The following is a 19,322-nucleotide window of genomic DNA, read 5'->3' as shown; positions in this document are numbered from 1 at the left end:
CGCCTGTCGCCGCGCCCGTATGTGCGTTATGTAGCTCTCATTTTGAGCACGGGGCGTGGCCGTCGTATCGGTGGGAAACTCAAGGCCATCCCGACCCATTGAGAAGTAGCCTGCTATGGATGCAGGGTTTCTTGAAGCACGGTTTGGATTTCAGATAGCAGCCGCAAAAATTGACGGGGCAAAGCGAGACATAGACCTCCGTCAACTGCAGAGAAATCCGCCTCTACGAATAAGATCATGATCTCAACCGGGAATGGACGCTCAGCCCGGAAAGCAAGCAGCCTCTACCGATGCGCCATCACCGTGATCCACCGTGTCGGCTCACCGTCATAACCGCCGCCGTCGTTTTCCTCGATGGTGATGTCACGCCAGCCGCCTTTTGTCAGAAGCGCCAACAGTCCGTCGGCAGAGGGATAGTTGTAATAGCGGCCGAAGCCGTCATGGCCCTCCGCTTCCCCTGCCTTGAAGGTCGCGTGAATGATGCCGCCCGTCCTCAGCGCGCGCCGGATGCGGGCGAAGACGTCGGGCAGCTCAGATCTTGGAACATGGAGAAGGCTTGCATGCGCCCAGACGCCGTCGAAGGCGCTGTCGGCGTCGAGCTCCTGGAACAGCATGACCCTCACCGGCCTGCCGATCAGCGCCTCCGCTTGTCTTGCAAGCTCGGTCGAGCCATCCGTCGGCGTCACGTCGAAACCGTGCGCTAGCATGTAGGCGCTGTCCTGCCCGCCGCCGCAGCCGAGCTCGAGGATTGCCGCACCCGGCGCAAGCCCGGCGAGGAAGCCATCGAGCTGCTTCGGCAGGCTGCGCACCCGCTTGGCGTATGTCTCGGCATTTTCCTCATAGAAGGCGGAGGTGCGGTCAAGAGGCATGCTGTTCGGCCGATCGCGGGCGTCGGTTGGATTGGAGATGTCTTTCAGGAAGCCGGTCGGCGTCGATGATGTCAATGACGACAATCCCTTCCGACGTCACCCGGTAGAAAGCGACGTGGCGCATGTGGAGGAGGCGGCGAAGGCCAGCGCCGAGTTCGTCGCACTCTTCTCCCATGGAGGGAGCATGCGAAAGAAGCACGAAAATCCTGTCCCAGTCGAGAAGATAGGCGTCTGCCTGCGCCTCGCCGAAATTGAGGCAAGCATATTCGTCGATGCCCGATAGCACGGAGTACGCGGTTCGGGTCAGCCTATAGGTGGTTGTCACGCAGCTTTGCCTTCGTTTCCGACAGGATGTCGGGAATGCGTCGCTCGCTCGGCCCGCTTTCCTCAGCCTGTCTCAGAATGTTGCGCAGTTCTTCATCGTCAAGCTTATGATGGAGCTGATCCTTCAGAACAAGCTCCGCCAGGAATGCGTCGGCACTGCTGTATCTACCGCTTGCGACACGGTTTTCGACGTATTCCGCCAGATTATCCGGAAGCGAGATCGTCATTTTCGCCATTGGATTCGGTGCCGCCTGCACATGCCGGTTATCAGCCATTCCAGATGCCAGATTATCATTTCCCAATTTGTGATAGAAGCGTTGTGCCGCGCCGTCGAGGGCTTGGGTCACATGCGGATCAGTCTTTTTTATCGATATAGATGACGCGTTCGAGACCCTTGAAATGGGCGTCGCAGGTCAGGATATCGGCATCGTGGCACTCCGCGGTCGCATAAATGATCGCATCGGCGGTGGCGAGTTTGTGGGTTGCCGATACTTCGGCGGCACGGCGGGCAAGCGTCGTGTCGAGCGCAACAACCATGCATGTCGCGGTATAGGCGATGAAGCTGTCGACGGCTTCCTCGTCCTTTTCTCGTGCCAGCCATTTGGAAAGCTCGAGCTGCACGATCGTCGGAACGATACATTGATCGCGTTCCGGGATTTCGGCCTGCAGCCGGGTTCCGGCAGCACTTTTCGTCAGCCATTCTATCCATGCGGAGCTGTCGACCACGCGCATCAGAAACGGTCGTTCCGGTCGCGGTAATTTTTCTTGTCTGCGCCTTCGGCAATGCCGCGAAGATCAGCAAGCGTCGGGACCGGCATCAGCAATACGCCTTTGCCTTTGGGTATGAACACGAATTCCTGTCCCGCTGACCAGTGCTGTTGTTCGCGCACTTCCTTGGGAATGGAGATCTGGAATTTTGTAGAGAGGGTTGCTGTTGCCATTCTTACCTTTCCTCTATCGATTAGTGGATAGTAAGAATTCACTTGGCGTCGGTCAATGGGGAATCGTTTTTGGCGTTGCTGCTATTTCGGTCGCCAAATGGGAAGTTGACGACGGTTTTCCCCGCTGACTCGGCCAAAAAAACCGGGCGGCGCTCGGTTTCGAAAGAGGTCCGCGGATTGCTTAATGGCTGTCGGCTCGAAGAACATACATAGAGTATCGTGCAGGTCGAAACGAACTTGGACGCGGGCGGAATAGATCGCCAGCCCGGCGGCTTTGCAAGCGAGGCGGAGAGCGGCGCCCACCAAGTCGGTGTTGACGCCGCCGTTGCGTGACGCGTCCGGAGTTCAAGCCGGGATAAGGCGCGTCCAGCCGCGCTCATCGTTGGTTACGCCCTTCTGCAGACTGACGAGTTGCTGGCGCAGTTCGCTGGTCAACTTACCGGTCTGTCCGTCTCCGACCAGAAACTCGCCGCCGGCATGTCGAACCAGGCCGATGCCCGCCAGGACCGCGGCAGTGCCGCAAGCGAAGGCTTCGACGAGCTTGCCGCTGGTTGCGTCCTGCCGCCATTCTTCGAAGGAGTACGGACGCTGCTCGACGCGCAAGCCCTTTTCTTCGGCGAGCACGATCACCGAGGCCCGGGTGATACCCGGCAGGATCGTGCCGCCAAGAGGCGGGGTGACCACCGATCCGTCATTCATGACGAAGAAGACGTTCATGCCGCCGAGTTCCTCGACCCAGCGATGCTCGGCTGCATCAAGGAAGACGACCTGATCGCAATCCTTCTTCGCGGCTTCCGCTTGCGCCACGAGGCTGGCTGCGTAGTTTCCGCCGCATTTTGCAGCACCGGTGCCACCGGCGGCAGCACGGGTGTATTCGGTCTCGACCCATAGGGAGACCGCCTTCGCTCCGCCTTTGAAGTAGGCGCCGACCGGAGAGGCGATGATGCAGAAGACATATTCCTGAGCCGGACGAACGCCCAGGAACGCCTCGTTGGCGAACATGAAGGGGCGAAGGTAGAGGCTGGCGTCGCCGGATGGAATCCAGGCCTTGTCAACGCGGACCAGTTCTTCGACTGCCTTCAGAAAGAGTTCTTCGGGCACAGGAGGCATAGCCATGCGGATCGCCGATTGCGCGAAGCGGCGGGCGTTCTCTTCTGGTCGAAAGAGTAGAATCCGGCCATCGTCTGCCTTGTAGGCTTTCATGCCTTCGAAAATTTCCTGAGCATAGTGCAGCACGGCGCTCGCAGGATCGAGCTCCAGAGGACGCCTCGGCGTAACCTTCGCATCGTGCCAACCCTTGTCGGCAGTCCATCGTGCCAGGACCATATGATCCGTGAAGACCTTGCCGAAGCCGGGCGTCTCCAGTGCCTGGATGCGATCGGCGTCCGAGACGGGAGACTTGTGGAGTTCGATTTTGATTTCAGGAGAGGTCGTCGTCGCGGTCATTGCTGGCACCTTGATAGTACATTGAATAGTGGCGGCGACACTACCGCCGCCGGGCTGGTCTTGGAAAGGCCTGAATCAGCCGGTTTCGGCATCGATCAGAGGAATCATCGCTTTCTTGTCACCATGACAAGAAAATAGGTCAGTATTATTGACATAATTCCGGCGGCATGGTTTGTCGGCGGTATAGAAAATATGAGGAAACTCCATGCTGAACTGGGACACCATGTTTGCGTCGCGCTCGTCGCGCATGCGCGCATCCGAGATCCGTGAGCTCTTGAAGCTTCTCGACCGGCCGGACATCATCTCATTTGCCGGCGGCATTCCGGATCCGGCGCTCTTTCCCGATCAGGAATTCAAGCAGGCCTATGCCGATATCTTCGACGGCGCCGCCGTCAACTCGGCGCTGCAATATTCGGTCAGCGAAGGCTACAAGCCGCTGCGCGAATGGCTGGTCGGGCAGATGGCGGCTCTCGCCATCCCCTGCGAACTCGACAACGTTTTCATCGTGTCCGGTTCGCAGCAGGGCCTCGACTATCTCGGCAAACTCTTCCTGTCGCCTGATGACACCGCACTCGTGACATGGCCGACCTATCTCGGCGCGCTGCAGGCCTTCAATGCCTATGAACCGTTCTACGACCAGCTGACGCCGAACGGCAACCGGACGCCCGAGTCCTACCGTGCGTCCGCTTCCACTGCCGGCGGCAAGGTAAAGTTCGCCTATCTCTCCACTGACTTCTCCAATCCGACCGGCGAGACCATCGATCTTGACGGCCGCAAGAAGGTCCTGGCGCTGGCGGAAGATCTCGACATCGCCGTCATCGAGGATGCGGCCTACCAGTCGCTGCGTTACGACGGCGATCCGATCCCGCCGATCCTGGCGCTGGAGATCGCCGAGAAGGGCCATATCAACGATACGCGCACGATCTATTGCGGCAGCTTCTCGAAGACGCTGGCGCCCGGCCTTCGCGTCGGCTTCATCGTCGCCAATGCGCCCGTCATCCGCAAGCTGGTGCTGATGAAGCAGGCGGCCGACCTGCATTCTTCGACGATCAACCAGATGGCGATATCAGATGTCGCCGAGCGCGGCTTCGATGCGCAGGTCGCCAAGATCAAGGGCGCCTATAGCCAACGCCGCGACTGCATGCTGACCGCACTTGAGAAATACATGCCGGAAGGCACCAGCTGGACGAAGCCGGAGGGCGGCATGTTCATCTGGATCACGCTGCCGGAGGGCATGGACGGCGCCAAGTTGCTGGCGAAATCGCTCGAAACCGCCAAGGTCGCGTTCGTGCCCGGCAAGGCGTTCTTCGCCGATGGTTCCGGCGCCAACACCTTCCGCCTCAGCTTCTCCTGCGCCAACGAGCAGATGATCGAAGACGGCATAGGCCGCCTGAGCGCGCTGATCTCGGCCGAGATCGGTAGCTGAGCGTGAGAGGTTGAGGAGAGGGCGTGCCGTGCGGCCCTTCATCCGACCCTTCAGGCCACCTTCTCCCCGCTGGGGAGAAGAAGAAGCAAGCCGTAAGCTCTTGCTTCCATAACGAACGCTTTCGAGGAGGCGAGGCGTCGCCACAAATCTCTTCTCCCCAGCGGGGAGAAGGTGGCGGCAGCCGGTTGAGGGGGTGAGCGGCAGAGCCGCGAATGCACGGAGCGCAAGCGAAGGGCAACATGTGGGATATGCCATGCAGCTCCCTGGACTTCCCGTTTTGCAAAACAGCAGGCAGGGCGCCGATCAGAAGATCGTCGTCCAGCCTTCGTTCGCCGTCTCGCTCTTGCCGTAACCGACCCGATCGGCGACGGCGCCGTCGGCATTGCGCAGGATGATGTCGCCGCCCCGGTTGGCAAGCTGCGGGCCGCCGGCTGCGGCATCGAGCGCTATGGTGCGCAGCTCGCCTGCGCTAAGCGATCCCGACAGCGTCTGGGTTCTGCCGTTTTCGTCCTCCAGCTTCCAGCCTTCGAGCGATGCCTCCATGTCGGAGCGGTTGATGATCGTCACCGTTTCGGCCTCGGTGCCGCCTTCGCCGTTGACCGGGTTGATCAGCGCGGCGACGATGCGCAGCGACGAGGCGACGATCGGCTGCGGCCGGCGTGTGCCTTCGCCGCGGCCCTGGCCGCCGCGGTTCTCCGAAACGGGATGGCCGGTCGCCGCATCGGTGTTCCAGTTCTGGGACTGGAAGCAGAGGAAGATCGCCGCCCACTCGTCGGTATCGTTGAAATGGACGAGCAGCGCGCCGTCCTGGTTCGGCCCATTGGTGGCCTTGAAGCTGCCGCCGTCGCCCTGGTTCATGTGGATGTCGTGGATGCCGTTGCCAGGCTCGAAATCGAAATATTGGTCGGGCTTGTTATGCTCGGGGCCCCAGGCCTCGCCGAAGGCATAGAAATGGATGTCGGGATCGGCAATGCCTTCCTCGACGATCGGTTCGATGAATTCCCGAAGATCGTTCTTCGGGCCGGAAAGCTGGAAGGGCGCGACATTCATGTCCTCGCGCTCGATCAGCCCGCCGCTGACGTAGTCGATCGCAAGCTCCGGACGGTCCTTGCGGATGTCGGTCAGGCCCATCGGCAGGGCTTCGAGCGCGTCCGTCAGTGCCGGATGCTTGAAATCGACGATATTGGCGTAGAGGAGGTCGTGCGGTGACATCTTCGAGCGGACGTTCAGCGCGATGCGGTAGCTGACGCCGTCCGCCTCGATGCGGATCTCGATATGGGGATCGTTGTCGTCATCAAGGGCGAGTGCGCTCGCCGTACCCTTCAGGACTTTGTAGTTCTTCAGCATGGAAACCCTCGCTGCGGTGGCGGGATCTCATGGTAGCACGGTGAAAGTGCATCTTTTGTGACGCATATCTTTCACCGTGCAAGGGAGGAGCGCCGACGCTATTGCTGAAGATGCGGTCCGAAAAGCTCGAGATCGGCTTCACCAAGCCTGTCGCTCACCGTGTTCAGCTGGTGCCAGTAGGGATAGATCACCGGCGGCAGGCTGACCGCGTCGAGGCGCTTGCGCTCCTCGTCCGTGAGCTTCAGCTCGGCGGCTGCGATGTTGTCGCGGAACTGGGCTTCGGTGCGGCCGCCGATGATGACCGACGTCACCGCCTTGCGGCCGATCAGCCAGGCGAGCGCAACTTGAGCGGCGGAAACGCCGCGTTCCTCACCGATCGCGACCAGCGTCTCGACGATATTCCAGAGGCGGTTCTCGTCGCGGATCGGCGGTTCGGTCCAGCCGGCGAACTGGCGCGTACCTTCGGGCGCTGCCTGGTCGCGGCGATGCTTGCCGGAGAGCAGGCCGCCGGCGAGCGGGCTCCAGACCAGCACGCCGAGGCCCTGGTCGATTGAGATTGGCAGCAGCTCGTATTCGGCGTCGCGGGCTTCCAGCGTATAGTGGATTTGCTGGCTCACGAAGCGCTGGTACCTGTGCTCGTTGGCGATGCCGAGCGCCTTCATGATGTGCCAGCCGGAATAATTCGAGCAGCCGACATAACGCACCTTGCCCTGTCTGATCAGGGTGTCGAGCGCTTCCATCGTCTCTTCGAGCGGCGTCTGGCCGTCCCATTCATGCACTTGGTACAGGTCGATGACATCGGTCTTCAGGCGCTTGAGGCTCGCCTCGCATTCGCGGATCAGGTGGTAGCGCGACAGACCCTGGTCGTTCGGGCCGTCGCCCATGCTGAAGCGGGCCTTGGTGGCGAGCAACACGCCTTGCGGCCGCTTACCGGAGAGCACGTCACCGATGATGTTTTCGCATTCTCCTGATGAATAGGCGTTGGCGGTGTCGATCAGGTTGATGCCGGCATCGATGCATATATCGATCATCTTTTTCGCCTCGGAGGTGCCGAGATCGCCGACCATCTTCGCCCAACCGACGCCGCCGAAGGTCATAGTGCCCATGGTCAATGTGGAAATCTTCAGGCCCGAACCGCCAAGCAAACGATATTCCATTTGGAACTCCTCCTTTAAACGAGACTGACGTACCTCAACGCTCCGAGATGGCAATGGCGGCGTGTTCGCGAGGCTTAGGTAAAGATTCCTGAGCGCCGGCATCTTCCGGTCATGTGGCGGCTATGGCCGATCACGAGCCGGGCGGTAGATCGTACAATATGACATCGGCTTGTCGACGGAAATCGTCTTGGCGCAGTCGACGCGCTGGAGGCCGCATCAGCTCTCGTGCTTGTCCTTGTTGTGAATATTGTCGCGAAGCGAAGCAATCGTGTCCCGAATCTTGTTGACAGTCTGGGCGTCGAGACCGACGGCCTTGCCGATGCAGTCGAACACATGAGTGGCACGGCTCTTGAGAGCCAGTCCCTTCTTCGTCAGGCGCAAGAGCACCTGGCGCTCATCAGCGGGATTTCGGTTGCGTGTGACGAGCCCAACATTTTCCAGCCGCTTCAGCAGCGGCGTGAGGGTGCTGGAGTCGAGAAAAAGCGTCTCGCCGAGGTCCTTCACCGTGCGTTCGTCGCGCGCCCACAAAGCCGTCATGACAAGGAATTGCGGATAGGTGAGTTCCAGCTCGTCGAGCAGGGGACGGTAAAGCTGGTTAAAGACGTGGCTTGCCGAATAGATCGAAAAGCAAAGCATTTCATCGATCTTGGGCACGTCAGCGAGATCATTTGATCTGGTTTCTTTCATCACGCTCTCCTTTGATCTCAATATAATTTGTGCGCGATCTATTTGCAAGCTATTGACTCGGCAAGTGAGGCGGCCTAATTAGATAGCGTACAAAGAAATCGCTGACAAAGTATACGCCAAACACGGAAAGCTGCAGAGGTTTGCTGCGTCAACGGATGCGCAAGCACATGAATCCCTTGTGGCTCCCGATTCGGTTCCTTTGAAACTCAACCGACGAAAGGAAATGACCAATGTTCAAGTTTGCTGCTGCCGTCGCCCTGGCAGGCGCTCTTCTTTCCGGTGCTGCTGTTGCCCAGCCGGCCAAGCCGACCGTTGTCCTCGTCCATGGCGCCTTTGCCGATTCATCCAGTTGGAACGGCGTCGTTGAAATCCTGCGCAAGGATGGCTTTTCTGTCGTGGCAGCGGCCAATCCGCTGCGTAGCGTTGCGAATGACGCTGCCTATGTCTCCGACGTGGTCGGCAGCATCGCCGGCCCCGTGGTCCTCGTCGGCCATTCCTATGGCGGCCAGGTCATTTCGACCGCGGCCAACGGCCACGACAACGTCAAGTCGCTGGTCTATGTCGCGGCCTTCGCCCCTGATGCAGGGGAATCGGTTGCCGATCTTGCCGGCAAGTTTCCGGGCGGCACGCTGAGCGGAGCGCTGGCGGCCCCGGTAAAGCTCAGCACCGGCGGTGTCGATCTCTATATCGACCAGGCGAAGTTCCATGATCAGTTCGCCAGCGACGTGCCGGCCGAGCAGGCGGCCCTGATGGCGGCTGCCCAACGTCCAGTCACCGAGGCCGCCCTGACCGACAAATCCGGCGAACCCGCCTGGAAGAAGCTGCCGTCGTGGTTTGTCTACGGCACCGGCGACAAGAACATCCCGGCCGCAGCCCTAGGCATCATGGCCGAGCGGGCAGGCTCCAAGCGGACCGTGGTGGTCGATGGCGCCTCCCACGTCGTGATGGTGTCGCATCCCGAGAAGGTGGCTGAACTGATCGAAGAAGCTGCAAAGTAGTATTCGATCCGAGGGGCCACGGCGTGTGAGCGCCGTGGTCGGCCGCTGCGGAGGTTTTGTCCGCGCATGGCGCGGTCACGACCGGTCGGTGGGAAAGCTGTGGCGCTGGGCGTGGACCAACCGCGGCGCCCTGTCACATCTCTGTCAACGACCCCTAATAAGGGAGGGGTATCGAAATCGAGGACCCCTCCCATGAAAACGATCGTCTCCGCCGCAGCACTTGTCGCCGCGAGCCTCTTTGCCATTCCGGCTTCGGCCGCAAACCTCGTTCTCTACACCAGCCAGCCGAACGAAGACGCGCAGGCGACGGTCGATGGCTTCATGGCCGCCAATCCCGATATCAAGGTCGACTGGGTACGCGACGGCACGCCGAAGATCATGGCGAAACTCCAGGCCGAGATCCAGGCCGGCAACCCGGTCGCCGACATTCTCCTCATTGCCGACATGGTGACGCTGGAGCGCCTCAAGGAAGACGGCAAGCTCCTGGCCTACAAGTCGCCGGAAGCCGCAGGGTACGACGCCGCCCTTTATGACGCCGACGGCTATTACTACTCCACCAAGCTGATCACCACCGGCATCATGTACAATACCTCGGCCGCGATGAAACCTGCGAGCTGGAAGGACCTGACGAAGCCGGAAGCCAAGGGCCTCGTTACCATGCCGAGCCCGCTTGCCTCGGGTGCGGCCCTCATCCACGCCCAGACGCTTGCCGCCGTTCCGGGACTCGGCTGGGGCTTCTACAAGTCGCTTGCGGAAAACGGCGCGATTGCAGCCGGTGGCAACGGCGCCGTGCTGAAGTCGGTCGCCTCGGGCGAAAAGGCCTATGGCATGGTCGTTGACTACATGCCGATCCGCGAGAAGGCCAAGGGCGCGCCCGTCGAGTTCGTATTCCCGAGCGAAGGCGTTTCGGCCGTCACCGAGCCTGTCGGCATCCTCGCCAGCACCAAAAATGCCGATGCCGCCAGGAAATTCGTCGATTACGTGCTCTCCGAAACGGGCCAGGAAGGCTTCCTGAAACTCGGCTACATCCCGGCCCGTAACGGCATGAAGCTGCCGGAAGGCTTTCCGGCGCGCGACACCATCAAGGTCCTGCCGATCAAGGCGGCCGAAGCATTGAAGAATACCGACCAGGATCTCAAGACCTTCTCGGGCATCTACGGCTCGAACTGATCCTTTCATGTACGGATACATCAAAACCGGAAACAGCCAGCCCGCCTGGCTGTTTCCTTTTGTCGTCATCATCGTCCTGATCCTCAGCGTGCTGCCGCTCGCCCGCCTCGCCTTGGTCGGAATGGCGGCCTTCGCCGATGGCGGCGTGATTGATGTTTTGAGCGAGGCGTCGCTGTGGTCGGCGACCTATTACACCGTCGTCACCGCCATCCTGGGCACGATCATCTCGCTCGTCATCGGCTGCCTCTTTGCCTTCCTGCTGACGCTGACCGATATCCGCGCCAAGGGGCTGCTCAGCTTCTTCTTCGTGCTGCCGATGATGATTCCGCCGCAAGTGACGGCGCTTGCCTGGGTGCAGATGTCCGGCCCCTCCAGCCCGTTGCTGAAGGCGCTGCACATCGCCCCGCCACTCGGTTCGCCGCAGCCGCTCTATTCGGTGGGTGGCATCGCGCTGCTCTATGGCGTGCAGCATGCGCCGCTGGTCTATCTGGCGCTCCGAGCCGGGCTGATGACGCTGCCGCGCGATGGCGTCGAAGCCGCACGGCTTTCCGGCGCTTCCAGCTTGCAGGTGTTCCGCGATATCATCTTGCCGCTGTCGCTGCCCGGCATCATTGCGGGTGCGGCGATCTCCTTCGTCTCCTGCACCGGCAATTTCGGCATTCCCGCCATTCTCGGCATTCCGGCCTCGATTTTCACGCTGCCGACGTTGATCTTCACCAAGTTCTCCGCCTTCACCAGCCGCACCTTCGGTGATGTCGCCGTGCTCTCGGCGATCATCGCCATCATCTCGGTCGTCGGGCTGATAATCCAGGACCGGGCGTTGCGCGGCCGCGACTACCGCGTCGTCGGGTTATCTGGAGCGAGTGCGGCCTTCGAGCTCGGCGCCTGGCGCCTTGCTTTCACACCGCTCGTCTGGGCGATCCTGTTCTTCATGCTGGCAGCACCCTTCTTCGCGCTGGTCGCCGGCGCGCTGGTGCCGGCCTATGGCGTGCCGCTCACCTTCAAGACCATGTCGCTGCATGCCTTTGAGGAGATCCTGTTCCGGCAGGCGGTGACGCGCACGGCCTTTATCAATTCGCTGTCGCTCGCCGGAGCCACAGCGCTTGGTCTCCTGGTGGTGACGGTGCTTGCGGCCTACGCGCTGACGCGGCGCAGGGATGCGGCTTCCCGCATTGTCTCCAGTCTGATCGAGATACCCTATTCGCTGCCCGGCATCGTCATGGCGGTCTGCTTCATCCTGGTGTTCGCAGCACCGATCCCGATCCTCCACCTGTCGCTCTATGGCACGATCTGGATCATCCTGATCGCCTATTTCTCCTCGTTCTTCGCCGTCAGCCTAAAACCCGTGGTCAGCGCCTTCCACCAGCTCGATCCGGCGCTGGAAGAGGCGGCGCGGCTTTCCGGCGCCGGCTTCTTCCGCAGGCTTGCCGATATCATCGTGCCGCTGATTGCGCCGGCCGCCGGCGCCTCCGTTATTCTTGTCTTTCTGATTGCCTGCAACGAGCTGACAATCTCGGCGCTGCTCTGGTCTGCCGGCACACAGACGCTCGGCGTCGCCATCTACAATCTCGATGATAGCGGCAGCTCGGACCTTGCTTCGGCGCTCTCGGTGCTCGTCGTGCTCATGGTCGTCGTGCTGATGCTGCTGCTCGAACTTCTGGCGAAACGACTGCCGAAAGGAGTGGTCCCATGGCGAGGTTGATCCTCAACCAGCTCGGCAAGGTTTTCGGCACCGGTCGCGCCGCCGTCAGCGGCTTTTCGCTCGATGTGCGCGAGGGCGGCTTCCTGGCGTTGCTCGGGCCTTCCGGTTGCGGCAAGACGACAGTGCTGCGGATGATCGCCGGTTTCGAGACGCCGAGCGACGGCTCGATCCATCTCGGCGAGAGATTGCTTGCCGATGCCGCACAGTCGCTGCCGCCGGAAAAGCGCAACATGGCGATGGTGTTTCAGTCCTACGCGCTGTGGCCGCATATGTGTGTTGCCGACAATGTCGGCTATCCTCTCAAAGTGCGCGGCATCTCGGGCGAAGCCTACCAGGCGAAGGTGCGCGATGCGCTCGGCACCGTCAGGCTCGCCGACTACGCCGAACGGCGCCCGGCCGAGCTTTCCGGCGGCCAGCGACAGCGCGTGGCGCTTGCCCGCTGCCTGGTGACATCGCCTGACGTCGTGCTGCTTGACGAGCCGCTTGCCAATCTCGACCGGCACCTGAAACAGGAGATGGAGGAGACTTTTCGCGAGTTCCACCAGCGCTCGGGCGCGACGATGATCTACGTCACCCACGACCAGAGCGAGGCGATGGCACTCGCGACCGACGTCGCCGTCATGTCGGAAGGGCGGCTGCTGCAGGTGGCGGCGCCCGCCGAGATCTACGCGCGGCCTGAAGGGCGCATCGTCGGCGGCTTGATCGGGCGCGGCGCGATCCTGACACTGTCGGTAATGGGCGGCGAACGCCAGCTGGAATGGGATGAACTGCAGGATGCGCTCCAGGCCACCAATATCGATGGCACCGATATCCTCGTGCGGCCGGAGGATGTGATCATCGGCGGCGAGGGGGCTCCGGCAACCGTCGAATCCGCGCTTTTCGAGGGCGAGCGTTATGCTGCGAAACTGACGCTCGGCAACGGCCAGACGCTGCGCGCCTTCAGCCGCGTCCCTGTCGTGCCCGGTGAAGTCGTACACATCGTCATCCGCGCCGGGTGGCGGCTTTGAGAGGTCTAAAGCATGTCGCGCAAAAGTGGCCGCGGCTGCGGGAAAATGTCAGCGGCCTAAGTCACAGGCAATCACGTCCGAGGCTTCGAAAGCCACGGCCATTCGCACTTTTCTTGCGGCATCCATCTTTTCCTCCTGCTTCTACTGGTTAAGGTACTGCCCGCAACCGGACTCATTCCATGTCGTTTCGCCTCGCCACCTTCAATGTCGAAAACCTGCTTACTCGTTTCGATTTCACCGGCTTCCGCAACCAGCTGCGCCAAGACCGCGTCATCAAGCTTTTCGAAGTGTCGAGCGAGGGCGTCTACCAGCAGCTCGAGCAGGCGCGGGTAGTCGCCGCGACCGACGACACAAGGCAGATGACGGCGCTGGCTATCGCCGATGCGGATGCCGATATCCTCTGCCTGCAGGAAATCGACAACATGGCCGCCCTTCAGGCCTTCGAATACGGCTACCTCTTCCGCATGGTTGGAAACGGCTACCGGCAGAAATTCCTGGTCGAGGGCAATGACGGCCGCGGCATCGATGTTGCCGTCGTCATGCGCGAGGAAACGCGCGACGGCCAGAAGATCGAGCTGCGGGATATCAGAAGCCATGCGATGACGACCTATCGCGATCTCGATCTCTTCAATGAGGAGCTGATGCTCACCAACCGCATCGACGACAAGATCTTCAAGCGCGACTGCCTGGAGCTTGACCTTCTGATCGGCGGCCGGCCGTTTTCGCTCTACGTCGTGCATTTCAAGTCGATGGGCAATCCGCGCGACGGGCTGGACGGGCGGCAATCGACCATGCCGATCCGCCGCGCCGAGGCGCGCGCCGTGCGCCGCATCATCGAGGATCGCTTCAGTGCGGAGCAAGCCGGTACGAAGAGCTTCGCCATCTGCGGAGACATGAACGATTATCAGGAGCGTGTCGATGTCATCGGCCGCCGGGGCACCGGCTATCGCTTCGAATATCAGAACGAGACCGAAAGCGCGCTCGACGTTTTCAGTCGCGACGGCTTTGCCGAAAATGTCGTGCGCCGCCGCGACCCCCTCGACCGCTGGACGCTTTATCACGCGCGCGGGCCACTGGAGCAGTGGCTTTGCCAACTCGACTATCTCTGGCTTTCGCCAGCACTTGCCGCCCATAATGCCGGCCGCCTGCCCGAAATCATCCGCAGCGGCCAGCCCTACCGCACCGTCTTCCCGCCGGGGCAGGAGGTGGAGCGTTATCCGCGCACCGGCTGGGACAGGCCGAAGGCGTCCGATCACTGCCCCGTCGTCATGACACTGGATCTCCCATGAATGCAAATTTGAACGCGAATTTCACCAACATCAATTTTTCCGATGATTTCGCCGGCTGGCCGCCGGCGGCGACGGTCTTTCCGATTGCCGGCGTGGATCTGCGCATTCTGCCCGGTCCCCATCCCTTCGTCGCCGCCGAAGAGGCGGCGATCCGGGAGAACTGGGGCAGGGAGACTGCTGCCAATCCGGCGCTGTTCGACGGGCGCATGGTGTTCCAGCGGTTGGTATCGCTCGGTGAAGACGGGATTGCCGGCGAGGGCCACGTCATTCCCTTTTCCGCTTTCATGTGGTGGCGCCGGCAGCCGCAGCGCCAGGGCGGCATTCACATCTTCGCCTATCCGGTGCTCGAGACCTCCGACGGCGCACTGGTGGCGATCCGCATGGGCGCCCATACCGCCAATCCCGGCCAGGTCTATTTCGCCGCCGGCTCGCTGGAGCCGGAGGATATCGTCGAGGGGCGCTGCGACATCGAGGCGAACATGCGCCGCGAAGTCCACGAGGAGACCGGGCTCGATCTTGCCGAATCCGTTGCGGGTGAGGGGCTGTTCGCCACCCATAACAAGCGCACGGTGACGCTGCTGCGGCTATTCCGCTTCGACATGACGGCGGACGAGATGATCGAGCGGATCGAGCGGCATATGCTCGTCGCCGAGGATCAGGAGATCGCGGGTGCGGTGGCGATCCGCTCGGCCGATCCCTCCGCCCATGCCTATAACATCGCCATGTTGCCCGTGATCGACTGGTATTTCGGTAAGGCCGGGCGGAGTTGATGTATGCCGCCCAAAGCCATGTAGCGTTTCGGGATAACGACACGCATCACGTAAAGATCGAAAGCGCGTTGTGTGAATCCGGTTGACGTGACGCGTTTTAGCGCCTTGCACTCGCTCGCGTGGTCGGGCAGGTTGGCGGCGCGATGACGATTCAAGGAGGCCGATGTGGCGCGAAGCTACAGCGTCTATGACGTGTTTACCGATCGAAAGCTTGCGGGCAATCCGCTGGCGGTGATCTTCGACGGAGACGATCTCAGCGACGAGGCGATGCAGGCGATCACCCGGGAGATCAATCTCTCCGAAACGGTCTTCGTGCAGCCTTCGACCAATCCCGCCTATGCGGCGAAGCTCAGGATCTTCACGCCGGGGCGCGAACTGCCCTTTGCCGGCCATCCGACGGTCGGTACGGCGGTGGCGCTGGCCGAACGGGCGCATGGTGCTGCTACGCGCGATCTTGTCTCGGTGCTCGAGGAAAATGTCGGGCCGGTGCGCTGCGCGGTGCGGCTGAGAGAGGGGGAGGCGAGTTTTGCCGAATTCGACCTGCCGCGCAAATCGCAGCCGGCCATCATGCCGCTCGACAAGCTCGGCATCGCCGATGCGCTATCGCTGAAGGTGACCGAGATCGGCTTCGAAAATCATGTGCCCTCCGTCTGGAGCGCCGGCGTTCCCTTCCTGCTCATTCCGGTGCACGATGTCGGAGCCACGCAGCGGGTGGAATTCGATCCGCAACTCTGGGAAAAAATCGTGCCCTTCGTCGATGGCGCGCTTGCCTCGGCCTATGTCTATTGCCGCGGCGGCGTCAACCACGTGGCGAAGTTCCATGCGCGCATGTTCGCAAGCGGCATGGGCATCGCCGAAGATCCGGCCACCGGCTCGGCGGCGGCCGCACTCTCCGGTGCGATCCACCATTTCGACCGGCTGACGGACGGGCATCACCCGATCATGATCGAGCAGGGCGTCGAGATGGGCCGGCCGTCCTTCATCCACCTGCATATCGATGTCGACGGCGGGACAATCTCCAACGCGCGGATCGGCGGCCAGGCAGTGCGGCTGGCCAGCGGCACGCTCGACCTTTGATTTCGTTAAAGCGCGTCGCGTCAATCCGGATTCATGCGACGCGCTTTAAGTCTTTGTTTTATGCAAGTCGTTATCCCAAAACCGCTGCGCACTTTTGGGCGACATGTATTGGAGCGCCGCGCCCAAGGACGCGCTAAGCGACGCTCTATCACTTTGAATCTGCGCATAATCCTTTCCGAAAATCGATTCCGATTTTCGGGGTAATGGGCTGCATTTCAGCCAAACCGAAAAATCTTCGCGATTAACCAAAGAAATTTCGGCTATGCGCTGGACAAGGCTGCCGATCCTGTTTATACGCCCCGTCACACCGCGCAGCCAAGCGCGAACGGGTGATTAGCTCAGTTGGTAGAGCAGCTGACTCTTAATCAGCGGGTCGTAGGTTCGAGCCCTACATCACCCACCAAATTTCTTGAAAAGATTGATATATTCGAATTCAGGCCGGATTTTCCGGCCTGCCGGAAACTGTTCTCGAAGCGAGCGGCATGGTTCGCGCTGTCCGCGGGACTGGCCGCGTCGGTCCGTGCGCCCTATCTCCCTCTCGCGTATCGGGAGGGGGCTATGAGAAGCGTTATTTTTGCCGTCGCATTGTCTCTGCCGTTGCCTGCCTTTGCCGCAGGCGTCATGAACGTCAAAGCGAGCGAGCATAGCTGCAGTGAGCTTACGCAGATCATCCGCCAGAACAAAAAGGTCTTTGTCCGCGTCGGTTTCGGCGGCCGCAGTTTCCGCTATCCGCCCGCCCAATGCAGCATGGGCGATAAGCGCACCACGACCAGTTTGCGCGATGCGCTGGGAAAGCAGTGCATCCTTGACTATTCCTGCGTCTTCGACCCTGCGTCGCCCTATAACTTTCCCTAGCGCATCGCGCTTTCCGAAAATCGTTCTTTGTGTGTCCCTCAATCGCCGCCGCTCAGTTTCATGCCTGCGAGCCAGAGGCCTGCGACGATGAAAAACGAGAGGTAAAAAGGCAGAGCTGTGCTCAGTGTATAATTGCGGCGGTTCCCGCACTGGCGGCACGCGGTGCGATGCCCTACCTTCGCTCTCTCTCATTCAGGAGTTTCCATGAAAAGCGTTGTTCTGGCCGTCGCACTGTTGTTTCCGTCCGTCGCTCTTGCCGCGGAGGCGGTGGAGGTCAATGCCAGGGATCACAATTGCGAAGAGCTTGCGCAGATCATCCGCAAGGACAAGGCGGTTTTTGTGCGCATGGGCTTTGGCGGCCGCAGCTTCCGTTATCCGCCGGCCAGATGCAATCTCGGCGACAAGTACGACACCGCGAGGGTGAGGGATGCCAATGGCAAGCTTTGCCTCCTCGACTACGAGTGCGTGTACGATCCGCAGTCCTTCTATAATAGGATTCCCAAATAATATCCTGATCCAGGCGTTGCCAGTAGCCTGTTCGGTATGGATGACGAGGTCAAGAAAAAAGGCCGGGCGAAACTCGCACCGACCTTCCTCGATCAGTCTCGATAACGGCTGCCAGTACGTCCGTGGTCAGCCGTCAGAGACAGATTTAGTATCCCTTAAATAGGGTTTGCTCAAAAATCTTCAAGAGCTCGCAGCCGAGAGGAAGCCGGCACTGGGTCGGCTTCTTCTGACCGGGCAGCGATTACTGCTGTGCAGGGGCAGCCGGCGGGGTGGCCGGTGCTGGTGCCGGTGCAGGCGTTGCGCTGTTGTCGGTCGGAGCGATCGGCTTGGCCGGCGCCGGCTCTGATTGGGTCGTGGAGGCTGTCGTGTCCGGGGATGTGCCGGGGGTGCTCCACTGCGAATAGGCGAATGCAGCGACAGCGATCACGGCCAATGCAGCGACCCAGACAACCCACGTATTACTGCTGCGCGCGCTCGGCGTGGTGCGCAGATCCAGATTTGGGTTCAGCGGGCGGTTCGGGTCGTTGGCATTATTGGGGTCGTACGTCATGGTACTTTCTCCTCTTTCGGTGACAGAAGAATGCCGAAGTGGGCATTTTGTTCCGTTCTGGGCCGAAGCGCTTGTGCTGATTGGGTTTTCGTACTCATTATTCTCGCTTTACTGGCGCTCCGCGCATTCGCGGGCTTTGTCGCTCACACGCGTTGCTCATCTGCTTGGGGACGACCAGCAGGGACCCGGCAGTAGAGCTGCCGGCTGATCGGGTGCGTTGGTGGATGGCAGCCCGCCGGTGCGGACGGCAGCCGCCTGGGCGCAATGCGCTTGACACCACGGGGTCTGTTTGCGAATGATTTCTGCATGGGGTCGCGATCACCCCACGAGGCGTCATGCTGAAGAATCGCGTCCAGTAAAACCGATCAACGGAGGGACGCGTCATGCCGTCATTTCTAGAAATCTCACCTGAAAAGCTCAGCCGTCTCATCGGGACACCTGGGGCTCCCATGATTATCGACGTGCGCACGGAGGAGGACTTCGCGCTCGATCCGCGCCTGGTGCCGGGCTCGATCCGGCGCGCCCATGCCGGCGTCGCGTCTTGGGTTGGCAGTGTCGATGCCGAAGCCGTGGTCGTGGTATGCCAGAGAGGCGGCAAGCTCAGTCATGGTGTTGCCGCCTATCTCCGCCATGCCGGGCTCGACGCGGAAAGCCTCGAAGGTGGCTTCGAGGCGTGGATCGCGGGCGGACCGGCCGTGCCCGATGCAAAGCTGCCGCAACGCGACGCTGAAGAGCGCACCGTCTGGGTGACGCGCGCACGGCCGAAGATCGATCGTATCGCTTGTCCTTGGTTGATCCGGCGCTTCGTCGATCCGAACGCCGTGTTCCTGTTCGTGCCGGCGCCTGACGTTTTAGCCGTCAGCGAGCGCTTCGCGGCGACGCCCTTCGATATCGAAGACGTGTTCTGGAGCCATCGCGGCGAATTATGCACTTTCGACGTCATGATCGAAGAGTTCGGGCTAGCGTCGGAACCGCTTCTGCGCCTGGCGCGGATCGTCAGGGCGGCGGATACCGCAAGGCTCGATCTTGCCCCCGAGGCGGCGGGCCTGCTTGCGGCGTCGCTCGGCCTCTCCAGAATGTATTCCGACGATCTGGAGCAACTCGAGGCGGGGATGCTTCTCTACGACGCTTTTTTCCGCTGGTGCCGCGACGCAACCGAGGAAACCCACAACTGGCCCGCTCCAAAGAAGAGGGCATGAG

The 19,322-nt window shown here is 61.2% G+C and carries 21 protein-coding genes and 1 tRNA gene; 12 read left to right on the top strand and 10 right to left on the bottom strand.

What is annotated here, in order from left to right:
* Positions 1–284 precede the first annotated feature (284 nt).
* From BS630_RS19585 to BS630_RS19560, 6 genes are all read right to left on the bottom strand, one after another.
* Positions 285–869 (bottom strand): class I SAM-dependent methyltransferase, encoded by a 585-nt coding sequence (locus BS630_RS19585; RefSeq protein WP_077978712.1) that lies wholly within the window; start codon positions 867–869, stop codon positions 285–287.
* Positions 859–1,194 carry a type II toxin-antitoxin system RelE/ParE family toxin gene (locus BS630_RS19580; RefSeq protein WP_011652706.1) on the bottom strand — a complete coding sequence of 112 codons (336 nt, stop codon included), beginning with the start codon at positions 1,192–1,194 and terminating at the stop codon, positions 859–861. The genes BS630_RS19585 and BS630_RS19580 overlap by 11 nt, the downstream gene beginning before the upstream one ends.
* Positions 1,178–1,429, bottom strand: a complete 252-nt coding sequence (locus BS630_RS19575) for a ribbon-helix-helix domain-containing protein (RefSeq protein WP_026158760.1) — start codon at positions 1,427–1,429, stop codon at positions 1,178–1,180. The genes BS630_RS19580 and BS630_RS19575 overlap by 17 nt, the downstream gene beginning before the upstream one ends.
* A 118-nt stretch (positions 1,430–1,547) precedes the next feature.
* Positions 1,548–1,925, bottom strand: coding sequence for a type II toxin-antitoxin system VapC family toxin (locus tag BS630_RS19570; RefSeq protein ID WP_077978711.1), 378 nt, complete (start codon positions 1,923–1,925; stop codon positions 1,548–1,550).
* Positions 1,925–2,134 carry an AbrB/MazE/SpoVT family DNA-binding domain-containing protein gene (locus BS630_RS19565; RefSeq protein ID WP_017961195.1) on the bottom strand — a complete coding sequence of 70 codons (210 nt, stop codon included), beginning with the start codon at positions 2,132–2,134 and terminating at the stop codon, positions 1,925–1,927. Before BS630_RS19565 ends, BS630_RS19570 begins: the two co-directional genes overlap by 1 nt.
* A 345-nt stretch (positions 2,135–2,479) precedes the next feature.
* The gene (locus BS630_RS19560; RefSeq protein WP_077978710.1) at positions 2,480–3,580 is read right to left on the bottom strand and encodes a branched-chain amino acid aminotransferase; all 1,101 of its coding nucleotides are present in this window, start codon (positions 3,578–3,580) and stop codon (positions 2,480–2,482) included.
* Positions 3,581–3,785: 205 nt separating this feature from the next.
* Between BS630_RS19560 and BS630_RS19555 the strand changes: the two genes are divergently transcribed.
* A complete protein-coding gene (locus BS630_RS19555) occupies positions 3,786–5,006 on the top strand; it encodes an aminotransferase-like domain-containing protein (RefSeq protein ID WP_077978709.1) in 1,221 nt (406 codons plus the stop codon).
* Between the two features lie 303 nt (positions 5,007–5,309).
* On the opposite strand, the gene BS630_RS19550 is transcribed toward BS630_RS19555, so the two are convergent.
* The 3 genes from BS630_RS19550 to BS630_RS19540 form a co-directional block, all read right to left on the bottom strand.
* The gene (locus BS630_RS19550) at positions 5,310–6,353 is read right to left on the bottom strand and encodes a DUF2278 family protein (protein WP_077978708.1); all 1,044 of its coding nucleotides are present in this window, start codon (positions 6,351–6,353) and stop codon (positions 5,310–5,312) included.
* A 98-nt stretch (positions 6,354–6,451) separates the two neighbouring features.
* Positions 6,452–7,510, bottom strand: coding sequence for an aldo/keto reductase (locus BS630_RS19545; protein WP_077978707.1), 1,059 nt, complete (start codon positions 7,508–7,510; stop codon positions 6,452–6,454).
* Between the two features lie 216 nt (positions 7,511–7,726).
* A complete protein-coding gene (locus tag BS630_RS19540; protein ID WP_077978706.1) occupies positions 7,727–8,197 on the bottom strand; it encodes a MarR family winged helix-turn-helix transcriptional regulator in 471 nt (156 codons plus the stop codon).
* Between the two features lie 230 nt (positions 8,198–8,427).
* Between BS630_RS19540 and BS630_RS19535 the strand changes: the two genes are divergently transcribed.
* The 10 genes from BS630_RS19535 (at position 8,428) to BS630_RS19490 (ending at position 17,572) form a co-directional block, all read left to right on the top strand.
* A complete protein-coding gene (locus BS630_RS19535; RefSeq protein WP_077978705.1) occupies positions 8,428–9,195 on the top strand; it encodes an alpha/beta fold hydrolase in 768 nt (255 codons plus the stop codon).
* A 192-nt stretch (positions 9,196–9,387) separates the two neighbouring features.
* The gene (locus BS630_RS19530; protein ID WP_077978704.1) at positions 9,388–10,365 is read left to right on the top strand and encodes an ABC transporter substrate-binding protein; all 978 of its coding nucleotides are present in this window, start codon (positions 9,388–9,390) and stop codon (positions 10,363–10,365) included.
* A 7-nt stretch (positions 10,366–10,372) separates the two neighbouring features.
* Positions 10,373–12,067 carry an ABC transporter permease gene (locus BS630_RS19525; protein WP_077978703.1) on the top strand — a complete coding sequence of 565 codons (1,695 nt, stop codon included), beginning with the start codon at positions 10,373–10,375 and terminating at the stop codon, positions 12,065–12,067.
* Entirely contained in the window at positions 12,055–13,074 is a 1,020-nt protein-coding gene (locus BS630_RS19520; RefSeq protein WP_077978702.1) for an ABC transporter ATP-binding protein, read from the top strand. The genes BS630_RS19525 and BS630_RS19520 overlap by 13 nt, the downstream gene beginning before the upstream one ends.
* Before the next feature lie 179 nt (positions 13,075–13,253).
* A complete protein-coding gene (locus BS630_RS19515) occupies positions 13,254–14,363 on the top strand; it encodes an endonuclease/exonuclease/phosphatase family protein (RefSeq protein WP_077978701.1) in 1,110 nt (369 codons plus the stop codon).
* Positions 14,360–15,133, top strand: a complete 774-nt coding sequence (locus BS630_RS19510) for an NUDIX hydrolase (RefSeq protein WP_077978700.1) — start codon at positions 14,360–14,362, stop codon at positions 15,131–15,133. The genes BS630_RS19515 and BS630_RS19510 overlap by 4 nt, the downstream gene beginning before the upstream one ends.
* A 165-nt stretch (positions 15,134–15,298) precedes the next feature.
* On the top strand, positions 15,299–16,210 hold the full coding sequence (locus BS630_RS19505) for a PhzF family phenazine biosynthesis protein (protein ID WP_077978699.1): 912 nt from the start codon (positions 15,299–15,301) through the stop codon (positions 16,208–16,210).
* Positions 16,211–16,537: 327 nt separating this feature from the next.
* Positions 16,538–16,613: transfer RNA gene (locus BS630_RS19500), tRNA-Lys, on the top strand.
* A gap of 155 nt (positions 16,614–16,768) precedes the next feature.
* Positions 16,769–17,065 (top strand): hypothetical protein, encoded by a 297-nt coding sequence (locus BS630_RS19495; RefSeq protein WP_020050710.1) that lies wholly within the window; start codon positions 16,769–16,771, stop codon positions 17,063–17,065.
* A gap of 204 nt (positions 17,066–17,269) precedes the next feature.
* The gene (locus BS630_RS19490) at positions 17,270–17,572 is read left to right on the top strand and encodes a hypothetical protein (protein WP_017961165.1); all 303 of its coding nucleotides are present in this window, start codon (positions 17,270–17,272) and stop codon (positions 17,570–17,572) included.
* Between the two features lie 241 nt (positions 17,573–17,813).
* On the opposite strand, the gene BS630_RS19485 is transcribed toward BS630_RS19490, so the two are convergent.
* Positions 17,814–18,122: a hypothetical protein gene (locus tag BS630_RS19485; RefSeq protein WP_003541169.1), complete on the bottom strand. Its 309-nt coding sequence runs from the start codon at positions 18,120–18,122 to the stop codon at positions 17,814–17,816.
* 383 nt (positions 18,123–18,505) lie between these two features.
* On the opposite strand from BS630_RS19485, the gene BS630_RS19480 reads away from it, so the two are divergent.
* Positions 18,506–19,321 (top strand): chromate resistance protein ChrB domain-containing protein, encoded by an 816-nt coding sequence (locus tag BS630_RS19480; protein ID WP_077978698.1) that lies wholly within the window; start codon positions 18,506–18,508, stop codon positions 19,319–19,321.
* Position 19,322: the final 1 nt, after the last annotated feature.

The sequence above is a fragment of the Rhizobium laguerreae genome, from assembly GCF_002008165.1.
GTDB classification, from domain to species: Bacteria; Pseudomonadota; Alphaproteobacteria; order Rhizobiales; family Rhizobiaceae; genus Rhizobium; species Rhizobium laguerreae.
This window is presented reverse-complemented; position numbering and strand designations above follow the sequence as displayed.

What these genes read in the sequence shown, in the direction of transcription:
- BS630_RS19585 (WP_077978712.1), bottom strand. Translation starts at nt 869, where the DNA reads ATGCCTCTTGACCGCACCTCCGCCTTCTATGAGGAAAATGCCGAGACA.
- BS630_RS19555 (WP_077978709.1), top strand. Translation starts at nt 3,786, where the DNA reads ATGCTGAACTGGGACACCATGTTTGCGTCGCGCTCGTCGCGCATGCGC.
- BS630_RS19535 (WP_077978705.1), top strand. Translation starts at nt 8,428, where the DNA reads ATGTTCAAGTTTGCTGCTGCCGTCGCCCTGGCAGGCGCTCTTCTTTCC.
- BS630_RS19560 (WP_077978710.1), bottom strand. Translation starts at nt 3,580, where the DNA reads ATGACCGCGACGACGACCTCTCCTGAAATCAAAATCGAACTCCACAAG.
- BS630_RS19495 (WP_020050710.1), top strand. Translation starts at nt 16,769, where the DNA reads ATGAGAAGCGTTATTTTTGCCGTCGCATTGTCTCTGCCGTTGCCTGCC.
- BS630_RS19510 (WP_077978700.1), top strand. Translation starts at nt 14,360, where the DNA reads ATGAATGCAAATTTGAACGCGAATTTCACCAACATCAATTTTTCCGAT.
- BS630_RS19550 (WP_077978708.1), bottom strand. Translation starts at nt 6,353, where the DNA reads ATGCTGAAGAACTACAAAGTCCTGAAGGGTACGGCGAGCGCACTCGCC.
- BS630_RS19540 (WP_077978706.1), bottom strand. Translation starts at nt 8,197, where the DNA reads ATGAAAGAAACCAGATCAAATGATCTCGCTGACGTGCCCAAGATCGAT.
- BS630_RS19520 (WP_077978702.1), top strand. Translation starts at nt 12,055, where the DNA reads ATGGCGAGGTTGATCCTCAACCAGCTCGGCAAGGTTTTCGGCACCGGT.
- BS630_RS19570 (WP_077978711.1), bottom strand. Translation starts at nt 1,925, where the DNA reads ATGCGCGTGGTCGACAGCTCCGCATGGATAGAATGGCTGACGAAAAGT.
- BS630_RS19515 (WP_077978701.1), top strand. Translation starts at nt 13,254, where the DNA reads ATGTCGTTTCGCCTCGCCACCTTCAATGTCGAAAACCTGCTTACTCGT.
- BS630_RS19545 (WP_077978707.1), bottom strand. Translation starts at nt 7,510, where the DNA reads ATGGAATATCGTTTGCTTGGCGGTTCGGGCCTGAAGATTTCCACATTG.
- BS630_RS19575 (WP_026158760.1), bottom strand. Translation starts at nt 1,429, where the DNA reads ATGGCGAAAATGACGATCTCGCTTCCGGATAATCTGGCGGAATACGTC.
- BS630_RS19485 (WP_003541169.1), bottom strand. Translation starts at nt 18,122, where the DNA reads ATGACGTACGACCCCAATAATGCCAACGACCCGAACCGCCCGCTGAAC.
- BS630_RS19530 (WP_077978704.1), top strand. Translation starts at nt 9,388, where the DNA reads ATGAAAACGATCGTCTCCGCCGCAGCACTTGTCGCCGCGAGCCTCTTT.
- BS630_RS19525 (WP_077978703.1), top strand. Translation starts at nt 10,373, where the DNA reads ATGTACGGATACATCAAAACCGGAAACAGCCAGCCCGCCTGGCTGTTT.
- BS630_RS19490 (WP_017961165.1), top strand. Translation starts at nt 17,270, where the DNA reads ATGAAAAGCGTTGTTCTGGCCGTCGCACTGTTGTTTCCGTCCGTCGCT.
- BS630_RS19480 (WP_077978698.1), top strand. Translation starts at nt 18,506, where the DNA reads ATGCCGTCATTTCTAGAAATCTCACCTGAAAAGCTCAGCCGTCTCATC.
- BS630_RS19565 (WP_017961195.1), bottom strand. Translation starts at nt 2,134, where the DNA reads ATGGCAACAGCAACCCTCTCTACAAAATTCCAGATCTCCATTCCCAAG.